This is a genomic window from Aliirhizobium wenxiniae, from assembly GCF_019511445.1.
Lineage (GTDB): Bacteria > Pseudomonadota > Alphaproteobacteria > Rhizobiales > Rhizobiaceae > Neorhizobium > Neorhizobium wenxiniae_A.
Genome location: NZ_JAEUAN010000011.1, coordinates 1 through 15669, shown reverse-complemented (window position 1 = coordinate 15669; position 15669 = coordinate 1). Strand labels below are relative to the sequence as shown.

General features: G+C 55.4%; 14 protein-coding genes and 3 pseudogenes. 5 read left to right on the top strand and 12 right to left on the bottom strand.

What is annotated here, in order from left to right; all coding sequences use genetic code 11:
• Nucleotides 1-37 precede the first annotated feature (37 nt).
• From JNB91_RS31645 to JNB91_RS14670, 5 genes and pseudogenes are all read right to left on the bottom strand, one after another.
• Nucleotides 38-388 (bottom strand): annotated as a pseudogene (locus JNB91_RS31645) (STN domain-containing protein); the annotation flags it as partial.
• 179 nt (nt 389-567) lie between these two features.
• On the bottom strand, nt 568-1515 hold the full coding sequence (locus tag JNB91_RS14685; protein ID WP_220326266.1) for a FecR family protein: 948 nt from the start codon (nt 1513-1515) through the stop codon (nt 568-570).
• A 115-nt stretch (nt 1516-1630) separates the two neighbouring features.
• Nucleotides 1631-2152, bottom strand: coding sequence for an RNA polymerase sigma factor (locus JNB91_RS14680; protein ID WP_220326265.1), 522 nt, complete (start codon nt 2150-2152; stop codon nt 1631-1633).
• 602 nt (nt 2153-2754) lie between these two features.
• Nucleotides 2755-3744, bottom strand: a complete 990-nt coding sequence (locus JNB91_RS14675; protein ID WP_430736286.1) for a 3'-5' exonuclease — start codon at nt 3742-3744, stop codon at nt 2755-2757.
• Nucleotides 3745-3797: 53 nt separating this feature from the next.
• Nucleotides 3798-7004 carry a bifunctional diguanylate cyclase/phosphodiesterase gene (locus JNB91_RS14670; RefSeq protein ID WP_220326264.1) on the bottom strand — a complete coding sequence of 1069 codons (3207 nt, stop codon included), beginning with the start codon at nt 7002-7004 and terminating at the stop codon, nt 3798-3800.
• 324 nt (nt 7005-7328) lie between these two features.
• Between JNB91_RS14670 and JNB91_RS14665 the strand changes: the two genes are divergently transcribed.
• From JNB91_RS14665 to JNB91_RS14655, 3 genes are all read left to right on the top strand, one after another.
• The gene (locus tag JNB91_RS14665) at nt 7329-7871 is read left to right on the top strand and encodes a sigma-70 family RNA polymerase sigma factor (protein ID WP_220326263.1); all 543 of its coding nucleotides are present in this window, start codon (nt 7329-7331) and stop codon (nt 7869-7871) included.
• Nucleotides 7868-8683, top strand: a complete 816-nt coding sequence (locus tag JNB91_RS14660; protein WP_220326262.1) for an anti-sigma factor family protein — start codon at nt 7868-7870, stop codon at nt 8681-8683. Before JNB91_RS14665 ends, JNB91_RS14660 begins: the two co-directional genes overlap by 4 nt.
• Nucleotides 8684-8756: 73 nt before the next feature.
• The gene (locus JNB91_RS14655) at nt 8757-9383 is read left to right on the top strand and encodes a LysE family translocator (protein WP_346269337.1); all 627 of its coding nucleotides are present in this window, start codon (nt 8757-8759) and stop codon (nt 9381-9383) included.
• Nucleotides 9384-9563: 180 nt separating this feature from the next.
• Here the strand turns inward: JNB91_RS14655 and JNB91_RS14650 are convergent.
• From JNB91_RS14650 to JNB91_RS14630, 5 genes and pseudogenes are all read right to left on the bottom strand, one after another.
• Nucleotides 9564-9874 (bottom strand): annotated as a pseudogene (locus JNB91_RS14650) (nicotinate-nucleotide diphosphorylase); the annotation flags it as partial.
• A 599-nt stretch (nt 9875-10473) separates the two neighbouring features.
• Nucleotides 10474-11943: a sensor domain-containing diguanylate cyclase gene (locus JNB91_RS14645; RefSeq protein ID WP_220326260.1), complete on the bottom strand. Its 1470-nt coding sequence runs from the start codon at nt 11941-11943 to the stop codon at nt 10474-10476.
• 203 nt (nt 11944-12146) lie between these two features.
• Nucleotides 12147-12785, bottom strand: coding sequence for a hypothetical protein (locus JNB91_RS14640; RefSeq protein ID WP_220326259.1), 639 nt, complete (start codon nt 12783-12785; stop codon nt 12147-12149).
• A gap of 108 nt (nt 12786-12893) precedes the next feature.
• The gene (locus tag JNB91_RS14635; protein ID WP_220326258.1) at nt 12894-13301 is read right to left on the bottom strand and encodes a SyrB-like regulator; all 408 of its coding nucleotides are present in this window, start codon (nt 13299-13301) and stop codon (nt 12894-12896) included.
• Between the two features lie 410 nt (nt 13302-13711).
• Nucleotides 13712-14086: a transporter substrate-binding domain-containing protein gene (locus JNB91_RS14630; RefSeq protein WP_346269336.1), complete on the bottom strand. Its 375-nt coding sequence runs from the start codon at nt 14084-14086 to the stop codon at nt 13712-13714.
• Here JNB91_RS14630 and JNB91_RS31640 point away from each other — a divergent pair.
• Nucleotides 14011-14298, top strand: coding sequence for an energy transducer TonB (locus JNB91_RS31640; RefSeq protein WP_220326257.1), 288 nt, complete (start codon nt 14011-14013; stop codon nt 14296-14298). The genes JNB91_RS14630 and JNB91_RS31640 overlap by 76 nt on opposite strands.
• Before the next feature lie 111 nt (nt 14299-14409).
• Here JNB91_RS31640 and JNB91_RS14620 read toward each other — a convergent pair.
• Both JNB91_RS14620 and JNB91_RS14615 read right to left on the bottom strand, forming a co-directional pair.
• Nucleotides 14410-14704: pseudogene (locus JNB91_RS14620) on the bottom strand (type II toxin-antitoxin system RelE/ParE family toxin).
• The gene (locus JNB91_RS14615; protein ID WP_220326256.1) at nt 14701-15009 is read right to left on the bottom strand and encodes a type II toxin-antitoxin system RelB/DinJ family antitoxin; all 309 of its coding nucleotides are present in this window, start codon (nt 15007-15009) and stop codon (nt 14701-14703) included. Before JNB91_RS14615 ends, JNB91_RS14620 begins: the two are co-directional and overlap by 4 nt.
• Before the next feature lie 286 nt (nt 15010-15295).
• On the opposite strand from JNB91_RS14615, the gene JNB91_RS14610 reads away from it, so the two are divergent.
• Nucleotides 15296-15669 (top strand): IS110 family transposase (locus JNB91_RS14610; protein ID WP_346269347.1); only part of this gene is annotated, 374 nt, incomplete at its 3' end.

Here is a 15669-nt window from a genome sequence, read left to right as displayed (position 1 = left end):
CTCCAGCGTCAGCGCCCTCACCTGCCGCGGAAATCGTTGCTGTACCGGAGCCCGTGAATGCATAGCGAAGGCCACTACCGGCCAAGAGGGCTGAAAGTGCACCCTCCGGCGAATAGGAGCCCGCCAGTCTCGGCGCAACCTTGCCTGCAACAAGGCTGTAAGGGAATATGAGCCTCAGATTTGCCTTGTCGGCAAAGCTTGTCAGTGACCGCCCCAAGTCTTGCGCCGGCAGGTTGAGATTGATCTGATTTTCCGCAGCGACAGTTTGCGCGTGAGCTGCAAGATTACAATCGAAGGAAATGAACAATGCGGTTGAGGCGAGATAAACGGCTGCGATCCTTCGTGGAGACGCGGGTGTCCAGTTCTTCAAGTTCAATCTGTTGCGCATAGTTCGCCCAATTCACATTTCGACATCATCGGAGGGCGAATGCGGCAAATGCGCACTCTTGCTGCCCAATGCGTTGACGAAACGGATCGACTGAACTTGCAGCAGGAAATCAAAAAAACCTTCGTATTCCAGTCATATTATTGATTGGGCTCGATATTTTCTTTCGGGCATCACGCCAGTCAGCGAATGATGGTCACGAACGGAAGCCGGATGACCTGAACGGCCAAGCTTTCCTCGATCGTTTTAAGGACCGCTTCCGGATCACTTATGTCGAACACGCCGGATACTTCCAGGGATCGGAGCGAGGCGTTCGCGATGATGATCTTCTCGCGCTTGTAACGCTGCAATTCAAAGGCGACATCGTTCAGCGGACGGCGATCAAATCTCAACTTGCCCCGCTGCCATGCGGTTTCGGCTTCGAGATCAACCATCTGAAGAGGAAATAGCTGGCCATCAGCGCTGTATCGAGCCTGATGTCCACCTTCAACTCTGAGGCCGCGCAAGCCATTGGCGTCCGTCGTGACCTGGACCAAGCCTTCAAGTGTTGTGACAATTACCTGCCCCTGGCGGATATCGACATCAAAGGTTGTGCCGATCGCCTGGGCGCGTCCGCTGGCAGCATTTACGACGAACGGCCGAGCCGGATCGTGAAAAACCCGGAACGTCGCCTGCCCTCGATAAAGCGTGAGTTGCCGTGTGGTCTGGCTGTAGTCGACGGAAAACGCCGTATCCGAGTTCATCAGGACGGACGAGCCGTCATTGAGAACGACATTGCGCCTCTCGCCAACAGATGTCGCGTGGTCCGAGAAAAGCATGGGTGAAAGAAGATCTGCTCGAAATGCAGCTCCGGCACCCAGCGCCGCAAGACTGCCACCGATGACCACCCTTCGGGTGATACGCCTTGTACGGTCGCGTTTTCTATAGTCATTGCCGGCAAAGCCGACACCATGCCATATGGTCTCAGCTTCAAGCGCGGCATTTTCATGCTCATCACTGCGACATCGCCATTCCAGCCATGCCTGCTGGTCTGCCTCGGTTGCATGTCCAGACCGTAAGCGGACAAGCCAATCGATCGCTTCATCACTGAGCGTGATACTGGCGTTAGTATTTTTGGGATTCCCGTCCATCACATTCAAAATACCGCAAATATCTTCATTTCAGCATATCAGGCACGGTGAGCAGCTTACGGCATGCCTCTTACAAGACGAAATTACGCAACCAAACTTGCAGCTCGAAAGAGAACTATTCGCACGCGCGAAGATAGTCGCGGCAATGTCTCATCGCCTGAGCCAGATATTTCGCAACCATGCTTTCCGATACCGCAAGCTTTCGAGCGATTTCGCGATGGGTCAGGCCATCGCATCGGCTCATGAGAAGGGCATGCAGGGCCTTCAAGGGGAGCTCTGACAGTGCAAGCACAAGCCTTCGCAACTGATCTCTGTCGATTGTGGTTCGCTCAGGGGAAGGCTGTTCGTCTTCGACCGCGAGCAAGACTGCTTCGTCGCTTATGCAACGTGAACTGTGGCGCCGTTCCCGGCGAATGAGGTCCGTTGCTATGTTTGCGGCGATCCTCAAAATAAGAGCCTGACGATCCCGGATAGGCTCCCTCACCTCCACTGTCGAGAGGCGCATCCAGGTTTCCTGCAGCGCATCCTCGGCGAGTTCGCGTGAGCCAACACGCCTGGTAAGGATGGAGCGGAAATAGCACCACTGATCGAGATAGACCGAAGTCAGATCATATCCATCGTCCCTCGACGCCGCCATCCGCTTATGCAACCTTTCGAAAAGCGCAAACCCAACGATATTCTGAGATCGTTGCAAGGAAAAACTCTCGCCACTGCAATCCTGCTGGTTGGTCGAAGAGAATGCGCATGACTAGAATACATAACTTATTTTATCAAGTTTTATATGCGGGCTCGTCGCCGACGCAAGTCGCTCTCATGCAGCAGGACGCCGGAAAAAACCGTGAGCTCATCGCATCGTACGCTACCACGATGCGAAGCAAAGACTGTATCCGCTCGTGTGTAATTCCATGAACGGCCGTCACGTTGGTACTGCTTACGTGATCGGTAGCAGGAAATCAGATTGCCGCCCGCCCACAAACGAAAAAGCCCGCCGCGGGAGGAGATGCGGCAGGCTTTTCGAAACAATAGAACAACGGCTGGGAGGAGGAGTGCCGGTGTTCTTGCCAGGCTACCCTTGGGAGGAGGAATGGGCCGCCTGAAACCCGAAGCTCTGTGGGAGGAGGTACATCGCTTCGTTGGTGTCGTTTATACAGGATCCGTGGGTTCCCGTTAGATATCCTGCTGCAGCCCAGCTATGCGATATGCGCAACTCGATCGTAGTGAATGCTTAATTTCGTGCCATCAGGCCCGGAACCTGTCGAAGGCCGTCAGAAACTTGGTCGGTGGGTCGGCTTCCGGGTAGCGGTAGATGTCGGTCCGTAGATAGTGAAGTTCACTGGCCAAATCGTGTTCATCAACTTCGATCCACCAAGACTTTGGTCGGCCCTCGCTACCATCCGACCACCGATATCCGCGCGCCTTGAGATGATCCTTCAGATCAAACGGACTGTTTTCAGCGAAGATGCGAACGCGAGATCTCTGGCTGTTGAGATATAGCTCTGCAAATGGCGTGGCGATGTCGGCCTCCGTCTTCCGATCGAGGACCTCGAGCAAAGCGAAACAATCATCGACTGCCCTGTGGCCATCGTGGAAATAGCCGGCCTGTCCGATAAGATAACCCAGCTTGGTGCCTTCAAAACCGCGCGCCGACCAATCAATCTCCGAATTCGAACATGCCCAGGCTTTGTCCGAAAATGCTGACGAAAATACCTCGCAGAAGGGGCGGTCGAAGCCGGCATTATGCGCGATGATGAGGTCCGCCCGAGCGACCAGATCTTGAACAGCCTGCATGTCGATCATTTGACCGGCTAGCATCTCATCCGTGATGCCGGTCAACTTCGTAATGTCAGCCGGAATCCGTATGCTCGGCTGCTGAAGGCCACCATAAATGCCCGTCACATCGCCAATCGCTCCGCGCTCGTCGAATGTGAAGGCGATCAGTCCAATCTCGATGATTTCGTCCTTCCGGTGATTGAGACCGGTCGTTTCCGTGTCGAGAATGATACCCTTCAACTGAAATTCAGGCCGGATGAAATCGGCCCTCGCACGTGGTTCCAGCTTCTGCAGGATCCGATAGCGCCCTGTTGCAGCAAGATGAGCGACCATCTCCGACTCGCTCATCTGCCGGTTGAGCATCCGCTCACCGACTTGCAGAGGTACGGTCCCCTCTCCCGCAGGCGGTTCGTCAGAGAACATATCAAACTGGGTCGGCAATCCTGATTTTCCTCGCATCTCGTGCGTGGAGAGCTACCACGCCTATGCGCCGCAGTCATCCTGCCCGGAAATTACGCCGCCACGCCCTCTGTCCGTGCACGCTTCAAGGTCGGCATTTCCGCCAGCAACTCGTCAATCTGCTGAGCTCTTAGCGGTTTTGCCATCAGGAAGCCCTGAACCTCATTGCATTGATCTGCGGCGAGAAGCGCCAGTTGTTCCTTCGTCTCGACGCCTTCAGCCGTCACGGAAAGACCGAGCGCTTTACCGAGGCCCAGGATTGCCTGGACGATTGGCCGAGCGCTTTCACGGGTATCGAGATCGCTGATAAAGCTGCGGTCGATCTTGATGACATCGAAGGGGAAGTTTCGCAGATAGCTCAACGATGAATATCCGGTTCCGAAATCGTCCATTGCGAGTTTGACGCCGAGGTTTTTCAGCTCATCGAGAACCTTTATTGCTCGATCCGCATCTTCAAGCAGGACACCTTCGGTGATTTCAAGTTCCAGCAAGACCGGATCAAGGGCAGAGAATTCTAGGGCCTCCCTGACAGTCTTCACAAGGTTGCCGTCGCGGAACTGCACGGGTGAGACATTAACGGATACCCCGATACCCTCCCATGAGGCTGCGGTTTCGCATGCCGATTTCAGGATCCAGTCGCCGAGAGGAACGATCAGTCCGTTTTGCTCGGCAAGTGGGATGAAGTCGGCTGGGCTGATGCGACCGCGCTCGGGATGAGCCCAGCGCACGAGCGCTTCGACACTTCGGATCTTGTTCGCGTGGGTATCGAAACGAGGCTGATATTCGAGATAGAAATGTCCTGCCGAAAGACTGTGGCGCATATCCTCGGCAAGTTTTCGCTGCGCGATAATCTTCTCGTTCATCTCCGTCGCGTAGAAGCTGAACTGGCCGCGGCCGTTCTGTTTGGACCTGTAAAGAGCTGCATCAGCAGCTCGCAACAACTCGTCAGGTGTCGTTCCGTCGGTCGGAGCGATCGCGATGCCGACCGACATTCCGACGTGTATGTCGCCGCCATCGTGACGGATCGGCACCGCTATGATCTCGTAGAGATGCTGACAAAAGCGCTCAATCGCATCGATCGGCATGCCTGGGGCTGCGATGACGAATTCGTCACCGCCCACGCGTGCAACCATCTGGTCCTCTCGCAAGGCGCGCCGCATCCGATCGGCGACTTCGCCGAGCACGCGATCGCCAACATGATGGCCAAACGTGTCGTTGATAGGCTTGAAGCGATCAAGATCGATATAAAAGATGGCCATGCTTGCCTCTGCGCCACCTAATCCGCTTTCCATAAAAGCGGAAAGCTTGACCCGATTGGGCAGAGACGTTGCGGAATCGTGCTGAGCCTGCCGCTTTGCGTCATCGAAAGCTTCCGCGAGAGCAACGTTTGAGCTTACATCGGTTGCGTATTTGATGACTTTTGCCGGCTGACCGTTCAGATCCAGGATAGGATTGTAAGACGCCTGTATCCAGACTTCTCGACCATCCTTGCCGATCCGCTTGTACAAACCTGAGTGATATTCGCCGGTCCGCAAGGTCTCCCAGAAAGCCTGATAATCCTCGCTAGATGCAAGATCCCGCTCTACGAGAAGGCGGTGGTGCTGTCCCCTCACCTCGTCGATCGCATAATCGACCATGTCGAGGAAGTTGGTATTGGCGTCGAGGATCGTCCCATCAAGTGCGAAGACGACGACGCCTTGAGATTTGTTGATCGCTTCGATCTGGCTGCCATAATCAGCCTGTCGGAGCTTTTGTGCAGTTACGTCTGCCGCATATTTGATGATCTTGAAGGGGCGGCCATTCATATCGAGGATTGGATTATAGGTCGCCTGCAGCCAGACCTGCCGACCGTCCTTGCCGACGCGCCTGTATTCTCCGGCACGATGCCTGCCTGCGGCAAGGTCGGCCCAAAACAACTTGTACTCATCACTTTCGCTGAAGTCGGCATCGACAAACATGCGATGGTGTTGGCCACGGACTTCACCGAAGCGGTAGCCGGTCGCGTTCAGGAAATTCTCGTTGGCGTCGATGATGGTGCCGTCGAGTTCGAACGAAATCACGCATTGCCCGTGGTGAATGGCCGCAATCTGCCCCTGGTATTCAGATTGGAGGCGCCGCTCATCGGTAACGACAGAGGCGAACTTGACGACCTTTACCGGGTTTCCGGCGGCGTCGAAGATCGGGTTATAGCTGGACTGCAGCCAGATTTCGCGACCATCCTTGCCGAAGCGCTTGAAGAGACCGGAGCGATGTTTCCCGCGGCGAAGATCTTCCCAGAACGTGCTGTATTCGGCACCATGAGCATGTGACCCATCGACAAAGATCTGGTGGTGACGTCCGACAATCTCCTCCAGCTTATAGCCGGTCGCATCCAGGAATTTATCATTGGCATCGAGGATGGTGCCATACATGTCGAAGGTGATAACGCTGTTCGACTTGTTGATCGCGTTAACCTGCCACTCGTAATCGGCGCGACGTAACTTCTCCGCCGTAACATCGGAAGCGTATTTGACGACTTTGATCGGGCGGCCTGCCAGATCGAAAGTGGGGCTATAGACGGCCTGCAGCCACACGTCCCTGCCGTTCTTGTGTCGGCGCCGATATTCGCCGGCCTTATGCTCACCTTTCGCAAGCGACTTCCAGAAGTCGCGATAGTCCTGGCTATCACGCGTTTCAGCGTCGACGAAAGTGGCATGGCGGCGACCGACTATCTCGGCAAGCTCGTATCCCATGGCATCGCAGAAGAGCGCGTTTGCATCCAACACGACGCCATCGAGCGAAAAATGAATGACAGCCTGACTCTGGTTGATGGCAGCGATCTGCCCGCGCTCATCAGACAGACGATCCTGCTCCTGGGTAACGTCCTGGACAACCTGAACGATTTCAGTGACCTCGCCATCCTCGTCTTTGAGCGGAACATAACGCGAGGCAAGCCAGAGCTCTCTTCCCGACTTCGCAATCCAGAGGCTAGTCTGCTCTCTTATGTCTCCATTTCCCAGCGCGTCCCAGAGTTCCGACCTCTGATTGCGCCCATAGGTGCTCGAAATGAACATGGAGGTATCCAGGCCAATCAACTCATCGAGCGCGTAACCAACCAATCGGACGAAGTGGTGATTGGCGGACACGATCTTGCCATCCCGCCCATAGCGAACCGTACCGAACAACTGGTTGAGTGCACGCAACTCGGCATTTGAAGCGATCGCTTCACTGGATGATAGGGAGGTCACGGAAGCCTGCGCTTGGGATTTGACGATCGTCATATATTCGTCATCAGCATCTAACTAAGTGTAAACTTTTATGTATTTTCCGCCGAGGCCTGCCGTATCTTCATCCACCTCGATTTTCCACCTGCAGCCTCTGGTCGCAACAATACCCGACCCGCCAGGTGCGGAGCGATACAGCAGCTTCCTCGATGAATGAGCGATTGGGCCGACATTTAATACATCAACGAAATACGTCACCAAGCTCTCGTTCGTCTTTCACATTGACTCGCCCGAGATTTTCGGTGCCTTCTTGAAGTGTCTGGTGCCGCCATGAGACCGAGAGGCCAACGTAATGTATGCTTCCAGTGATCATGCATATCGATGACGACATTGGCCAAGGCGCGATTTGCGCAGATCGTATTGCCCAGAATTGACGAGGGGTACCGGCTCGCACGATGGCTGACCGGCAGTGCAACCGATGCAGAAGACGTGATGCAGGAGGCCTGTATCAAAGCATATCGGGCGATCGAAAGCTTTGCCGAAGGCAATGCTCGGGCCTGGTTCCTGACAATCGTTCGCAACGTGGCCTATTCCTGGCTTCAGCGTCACAGACCGGCAAAGCTCGTGTCGCTTGAGGATCTTTCACCAGTCGTCCAACAGGAAATCGAAGTTGGCGGCTTGATGAACGGTGCCGTTCCTACTCCGGAAGACCTGCTTCTTGCAAAACAGCGATCGGTAGAACTACAGAAGGCAGTGGAGACGTTGCCTCTTCACCTGAGAGAAACGCTGGTTTTGCGTGAATTTCATGGACTGAGCTATCGAGAGATTGCCGCTATCAGCGACATCCCGGTTGGAACAGTGATGTCGCGCCTTGCCAAAGCAAGGCAGTCGCTTCTGTCGCGTTTGAAGGAGACGGAGCAATGACAATCGACAAAGAGACGCTTCTTCTCCTTAACGCCTATCATGATGGGGAATTGTCACCCGGCGAAACGCTTTCCATGCAGCAAAGGCTGGAGCGTGAGCCGGAACTGGCAGATATTTCATGCAGACTTTCTGGTCTTTCCTCTGCACTGGTCGATGTGCTCCCCGGAGAGCCCGCACCGGAACATCTACGAGGCGCCATTCTCGCCTCCATTTTCCCGGATCGGGAAGCCGTTGACGCACCGGATGAGCCTGTCGGCGACGCCGGACCGGCGCATATCAATCGCTCAGCGAATGCGCGGTGGCCGATTGCCGCCTCGCTGCTGGTTGGGCTCATCGGAGGCGGTCTCGGCGGAAGCTATCTGGCTCGCGTCACAGAGGATGTCATGCCGGCGGCCACAATCGAGAGTGAAATCCTCACCGCGCATCTGCGGGGATTGGTGGCTCCTCAGCCATTCGATATCGCCTCGTCACAGGGCCATGTCGTGAAGCCTTGGTTCAACGGAAAGACGACCATTGCGCCAACCACACCGGATTTTTCTGCCGAGGGCTTTCCACTCGTCGGTGGACGCATCGATGTCATCGGTCGCACTCCGGTTCCGGTCATGGTCTACAAGCGCCGCCAGCATACGATCAGTGTGACGGTCACTGATTCCACCGACCGGGCCATATCCACACGAGACGTGTTCAACGGTACGAATGTGGTGAGTTGGATAAAAGGCGACCTGACCTATTGGGCCGTATCCGATCTCAACCCGGGCGAATTGACATCCTTTGCCGAGCTCTATCAAAGGCGGCTTGATGGCAAGCCTTAAGAAAATTTCCGACCCGCGCGAATAAACTCCCACCCGCGTCGGTTTACTCCACCATGCAAGGTTGGGGGAAAGCATGAGTGGGATGGCATGCCTTTTAGCAGGAGCCGGCGCGGGGCTTTCCATCGCGATACCGTTTGGACCTACAAGCATGATGTGTGTCGAGCGCACGCTCACCGAAGGAAAGCGTGCCGGGCTCGCGGCGGGGCTAGGCATAGCCACGGTGCATCTCGTATATAGCACCATCGCGCTGCTCGGTGGTATGGCGCTCATGAGCCAGCCTGGAACTGAAAGCCTTCTCAGCTTTGCGGCAGGATTGCTCCTGCTATATTTCGCAGCGCGGCTATGGCGCCGCGATCTCGTGGTCGTCACAAGGGGCGGTGCACCATCAAGCTTTGGACGCGCCTATTGTAGCGCAATCTGCTTCGGATTTCTAAACCCAGTAACGCCTGCATTATGTGCCGCAAGTCTCGCAGCATTCGCAAGCCAGATTGCAGCCCCTGGTGGGCTTTTGCCGATCGGCGTGTTCGCTGGTTCACTGGCTTGGTGGTCACTGCTTGCACTTGGCGTGTCGGCAGTCAGGCAGCGTTTGAGTACTGAGATCCTCGGTATCGCAAACCGGGGGGCCGGCGTTTTCCTTGTTGTGCTCGGGTTGTCCATGCTCGCGAAAAGTTTCGAGGCCTTATCGACCATTGCGCCATGACTGGAATTTTCGGCGCCAATTCTCTAGCTCCCGGGGGAGCGGCAGACAGCGCCTGGGGACTTTACCTCACCCCATGCGCTGTGTGTGGAAGGCCGCGCCATAGTCTCCGCGCGGCCTTCCATAACTTGTCTGCACACTGGGTCGCTGCAACTATGCACTTATCCTGATCTGATGCGTATCTCAGATGTAGTCGAGCCCAATATCGAGAACTGGCGCGCTATGGGTGATCCAGCCAACGGAAATGAGATCGACACCGGATGCGGCGGCTTCCGCGGCTGTCGTCGGGTTGATATTGCCTGAGGCCTCGGTGATCGCGCGACCGGCGACAAATCCGACCGCCTGGCGCAGTTGCGCTGGCGTCATGTTGTCGAGCAGCACGGCGTCGATGCCGATCTGCATGGCCCCTCCAGCTGGTCGAGCGCATCCACCTCGACCTCTATCTTGGCCATGTGGCCCACGCTCGCTTTTGCGCGCTGGATGGCTGCAGTAATATCCATTTCATTCAGTGCGGGCCCCAATTCGCTGCAGCATTGCTCTCATCAGCATGTTTTCTGACCGGAGCTTGTCCGCAAGAAGCTGTTTGAGCCGCCGGTTTTCCATTTCAAGAACGGCGAGAATATCGTAGTGATCGGTCGTCGTGCTGTGAGCAGGTGTTCTGGCAGGCGCTGAGCCGTCTCTATTGGGCCGGATCATCCGGCATGCTCGTTTGCTTGTGACAGGTGGCGGATAGAACGACGATGGGCAAGCGCCTTGTTTAAGGCGTAGAATGCGGAACGATTTTGCCGGGTGCAGTCGGTCCCGGCTTCTGCTTCGCCAAGCCTCCTGCGGCTGCCCTTTTCTCCGGAAAAACCATGTCGAGAATTCCCGCGTTCTCGCCCTTTGGGCGTCGCTATGCTGAACGCTCCGATACTCTTCTTGAAATCTCACCTGATCTCGGGTTTGTGCTGATCGATCCGGTGGTTGACGATATCCAGATTACCATCCGGCATCTGCAAGATAGTCACCATGTCGGAGAACCTATTCCGACCTGTCTGAAACTCGTGAGACGATAGGCTGTTGCCGTCGAACGGGGCACCTTTCGACAAACGGCTTACCGTGGGCGCGCCCTGTTGCGCAATTCCTTGCCCGGTAGATCCGGGTTGGCGTAATGCGCCTTCTTATGGTCGTACATCAACCCGTCCGCGCGTCTGACCACCGCTTCTATCGTCTCCCCGACCTCGCTGGTCGCGACGCCATAGGACATGCTGAGCGGTGCGTTGGAGTAAAACTGGTTGTTTATCTTCAACAGTTCCGCGATCGTTTCAATCATCGTGCCGGCAGTTTTGGCATCTGCACCGGGCAGCAGAACTGCAAACTCGTCCCCGCCGATCCGGCATGCGTGGTTTGGTGCAGAGACTGCGCCGTTGAGAATTTCACCGAAGCGCCGAAGCAGCCCGTCGCCGGCGTCATGGCCAAGCTGATCATTAGCTCCCTTTAGGCCATTGAGATCGATCACGATCGCCGAGACCGGGCGTAGCGACTTGCGCTCCAGCCGGTTCATTTCATCTGCATAGAATGCACGATTATAGAGCTTGGTTAGGACATCGTGCTTGCCGAGATACTCGAGATAGGCCTCCGCCTTCTTGCGTGCAGTAATGTCGGCGAGTGCTACCTGGACCCGCGACCAGTCCGTCTCGTGGCCTGGAAAGACGGAAAAATGCAGAAGGATGTGGCGTACCGATCCGTCCAGAGCGTAGTTGATAACTTCGCGATGGTGGAAGAGCTTGCCATTCCACAGCTCCATTAACTGTTCGCGGAACGGCTTTTCCATATCGTCACGAAAGACCTCGCCCAGACGCTGCAGGAGATCGGTGCGATCCTTCGCACCGAACAAATCTAGCGTTGCCTGATTGACGTCGATGACACGGATTTCGCTCATGCATTGATGGACGAATTCCGGATGCACATCCATGAAAGTGCGGAAATCGGTAATGCCGCGGTCGCGGATATCCTCGATCAGGGCGCGGATGCGGCTGAAATCCTCAATCCATAATGATACCGGCGAATGTTCAAACACGCCCTCCGCCAGTAAGCGCTGCTCGGCCTCTGCGCGTCTCGCGTCTTCGCGAGCGGTGATATCCTCGGTCGTCAACAACAGCTTGTCGAGCGCTTCCTCGTGTCCGGGAAGGACAGCACCACGGAGTTGGATATCGAGCCGCCGGCCGGAGATCGTGTAGTTCACCGTTGTGCTTGAAAAAGTATTCTCTCCATCGAACAGCGCAGCCAATTCGTTGATATGGGTGTCCAGCATATCGTCCCGAAAAACCGAGGCGATATTTGATCTTAGATGCTCCAGGCTGTCTGCTTCAAACAGTTCCAGGGTCTTTGCGTTAACGTCGAGGATCCGGATCCTGGTCGAACACGAAACGATGAGATCGCGATCCTGCGCCAGGAACGACCTGATGTCGGTAACGCCCTCTGCACGCCATTGATCGAACAGCGTCTTCACCTCACTGAAATCTTCGATCCACATGGCGATCGGTGCGAGATTGAAGATGTCAGAATCAAATGTTGTGGTCATTGGAAACGCCCGAGAGACTATGGAAATTGTGCAGCAGGCTGACAGTCAGGCTCGGACCTTATTGCCAATAGGTAAACCGCCTATTGCGTCGCGGAGTATGAAATGGACGGTCGAAAGCAAAAGGCGACAGTACGAGTGCACCCATGCTGTCGCCTGAATCCCATCCCAGACATTGGTGTTTTGAGCAGCTTGCGCCCGTTGCCTTAGCTTCTTTCAAACCTCTCGAGCATCTTGCGCAATTGTGCGTTTTGCTCGGCTAGCTTTACAGAGAGCTGTCGACGCAACACCGATACCTCCGCATCGAGCGCTGCCATTTCCTCGGCGACTGTCTTGGGTCTGTCCACTGGAACTGATGCGTTTGCATCCGCCTTACCGACCGTAAGTTTCTTCGAATTGGCCCGGGCATCTTTATTTGGTCTTGCTGTCTCTCGAGCCGTTACGAGGCGGTCGGGTTCATCCTGCAGGGCAGGATTAGCAACGTTGGCGCCCTCGCCTGCTTCAGGTTTTGAAACCGCGTCATCGGTTGTGACGGAGGGAGCTGTCGCGGTCAGCTCACGGCCGCTATTCTCTGTTTCTGCTGGGGCCTGGGGAGTTAGATCTGGCGTCGAGGAGCTAGCTTCCGTTTCGTTCGCCTGTTCAATTTCAGCTGCTTGTTCAGAAGATGCAGACTGAAATGACCCAACGTCCTCTTCAACGGCGGGCCGATACTCAAGAGCCGGTGTTTCTATCTCGTGCGGGAGATCTTCGTCGATTACGTCCGCTTTCGGCTTACGTGACACCAGGTCAGCTACAAATTTCCATGGTGTTCTCATCGCATCAAAACCTCGGCGTGGCTGCAGCATCGCATTGCAGCGGATCGGATTGACCGGGCCTGATTACAGGCCCGGTGAACGTTGCATCGGCATGGAGGGCTATCGTGACAGACCGAGACGAAACCCTGACGCCCGCTATCAGCCCTGACCGAGGCGCTTGCGCAGATCGGCATTTTCCGCACGCAGCTTTTCGGAAAGCTGTTTGCGCAGTTGCTTGTTTTCTTCCTCGAGCTTGATCAGATCGGCGATGTCGTCGCTGGTAGTGACCGGTGCAGATGCAATCTTCTTGGCCGAAGGTGCACGGGAAGTTGCTTTCTTCGGTTCTGCAACGCTCTTTTCAACTTTCGCGGCAACCTGCTTGGAGCCGCGCTTGGCGCGGGTCTTTTTGGCCGGCGTCTCCGGTGCCGCGACAGATACGTCAGCGGCAGTTGTTTCTGCGACTGCTTTCGGGCGGCGCGGCGCGCGGGTCTTCTTCGCAGCGGGGGCTGCGGCCGGCGTTTCGGTCTTAACATCGTTCGGGTTTGCGGTCATTGTCTCGTCGGCCATCAGTGTTCTCCTCTGTCAGGCGCAAAAGCATTCGTTTCGCCATTAGAAGATGTCAATCCGTATGAACAGTGTTTTCGTTGATTGTGCAGGCGACAATTACGACATCTACGATCCTATTCGCACTGATGACGCCTTAACGTGGGTCGTCGTGGGGTCGTCAAAGACTTAAGAATGCCCCCCGCAGCGCGTCGGCCCGGTCAAAGTCTATCTTGCTTAAGCCCGGCACTTTAGAAATCATCGTTCGATATCGTCTGAAACTCAGAGCTAGTTTATTCCGGTTTATGTCACGCTTTCAGAGTTAGCGGGCGAAACGGTGTGCACTTTGTCTGGCAATTGTCAGACCGAAGATGAAGTTATCGGGCTCCACCATCGGCGGAGTCCATCTTCGAAGGCGCTCTGAAACTATCAACTCACTTCGATACGAGATCTGCTCCGAACCATTTTTGGCTGATCTGCTTCAATGTTCCGTCGAGAGAGATTTTTTCGAGTGCCATGTTAACCTTGGCAGTGAGTTCATCGTCTGATTTTCTCAGACCTATGCCGACACCAGGGCCAAATGGGCCGCCTGATAGACGAGGCCCATATAGCTTTGCCTCAGAACCTTCCGCGGTTTCCAGAAAGCTCTTCCAAACAGAGAAATCAGCCAGTCCGGCGTCAATGCGACCCGCAATGAGGTCGAGGTTTAACGGGTCGAGGCGAGTTTGAGGATTTGCGCTCCAAGCAGCGTTGGCTTGGGCAGTTAGCGGCACATCTTGAACGACGCAAGCGATATCCGCGTCTTGCACAAGCTCGCCGGCGGGAAGGTACAGTTCGGGTGCGGTTCCTGGTCCTGCCCGATGGAAACGAAACGGCGGTCGAGTTGGTCGACCCCTCTGGAGTAAGCGAGCTTGATGCCGAGGTTCTGGACCTCCTACATCGCGCGTCCCCCGTCCCTAAACCGCCAGCTGATGTAAACCCGTTCTTCACCGTTCCAGTGAGTGTCACGATCAGTCGATGAGTTCGATCAACAGAGCCTTCGTCAATCTGCATCGACGCAAAACCGGAGAAACATGCTTTACAAAGCTCTTGATGGGGATCGAACCGTCTGCCCCCACACGAACGTGGTCGATCAGCTTAGCGGCAGAATTTCTGGCCATTCTTGCGCGCCATGGAGTACGCGAAGAATCCGAACTGTCGTCTCGGTAATGGCGTAGGCGGCGACATAAGGCGTGCCATTGATGACGAGTTCACGTGTCCCGGCAATTCGACCCACGCGCCCACTGGCAGGAAAATCGAGCAAGCGACGTGCGACAGCCGGCTATCCGTTCATCGATCAGGACGGCAGCTGCGGGATTATCTGCCTCGATGTATGTGAAGATGGCGTCACGATCCGATAACGCAAAAGCAGACCAAGTAAGTTTCAAGATTCTGGCACACCAGCTTTAAGGCGGGCAGCCGCTCGACGTTTAGCAAAGTGCGCCTCGGCCTCGTCGTCCGATAAATCCGGTCGAGTATCGTTTAACGCTTCGAGCACCTTGGTCCGAAACCAAGCGTCATGGGCCTCACTGCCGGATAGAAGTTCAAGAGGCAGAGCGCCCTCGTTAGCAGTCCGGGTGAGCATGATACGAACCGCATCAGATACCGTGAGGCCCATGCTTTGAAGGACGGCAGAAGCACGATCCCGGACTTCGGAATCAATACGTGTTTGTACAAGAGCGTTTGCGGCCATGGCTATCTCCACATTCAATGAGAATGTAGTGCAATTGAATGACGCATTCCAGCTAAAGTTTCACGTCGTCATTCCCCGCTCATGGCTCTCTTAAGCTCTTGAACATGGGGTAATCGCGGGTCGGTTTCCCTAAAGGCATTGCCTTAGCAATATCTGACATGGGTGGTTGCCCCCGGTAAGATGGAAATACGGGCTCACGATTGGAACCGGGCCCAGCATCAAATGGGAGGCAACCATGGACCAATATATCGGGCTTGATGTTTCGCTGTAAGATACTGCGGTTTCGATCCGAGAGAATAGGAAGCGTATCTGGCGGGGGAAATGCCCTTCTGATCCGAAAGTTATATCGCAAATCATCCGCAAGCATGCTCCGCACGCAAAGCTAGTCGTCTTTGAGACAGGTCCACTGTCGACATGGTTCTATCATGCGCTGAACGCCGAAAGAATTCCCGCGATCTGCATTGAAGCACGTCATGCGCAAAAGGTTCTGAATGAAACCCTCAACAAGACTGATGCCAATGATGCGGATGGACTAGCGCAGTTGGCAGAAGCCGGATTTTACAAAGTCGTGCGAGTAAAGACTTTCGACAACATGGTGACACGCACACTGGTGGCAGCGCGTAGCCAGCTCGTAAGCATTTCCAAGCAGCTCAGCAACCA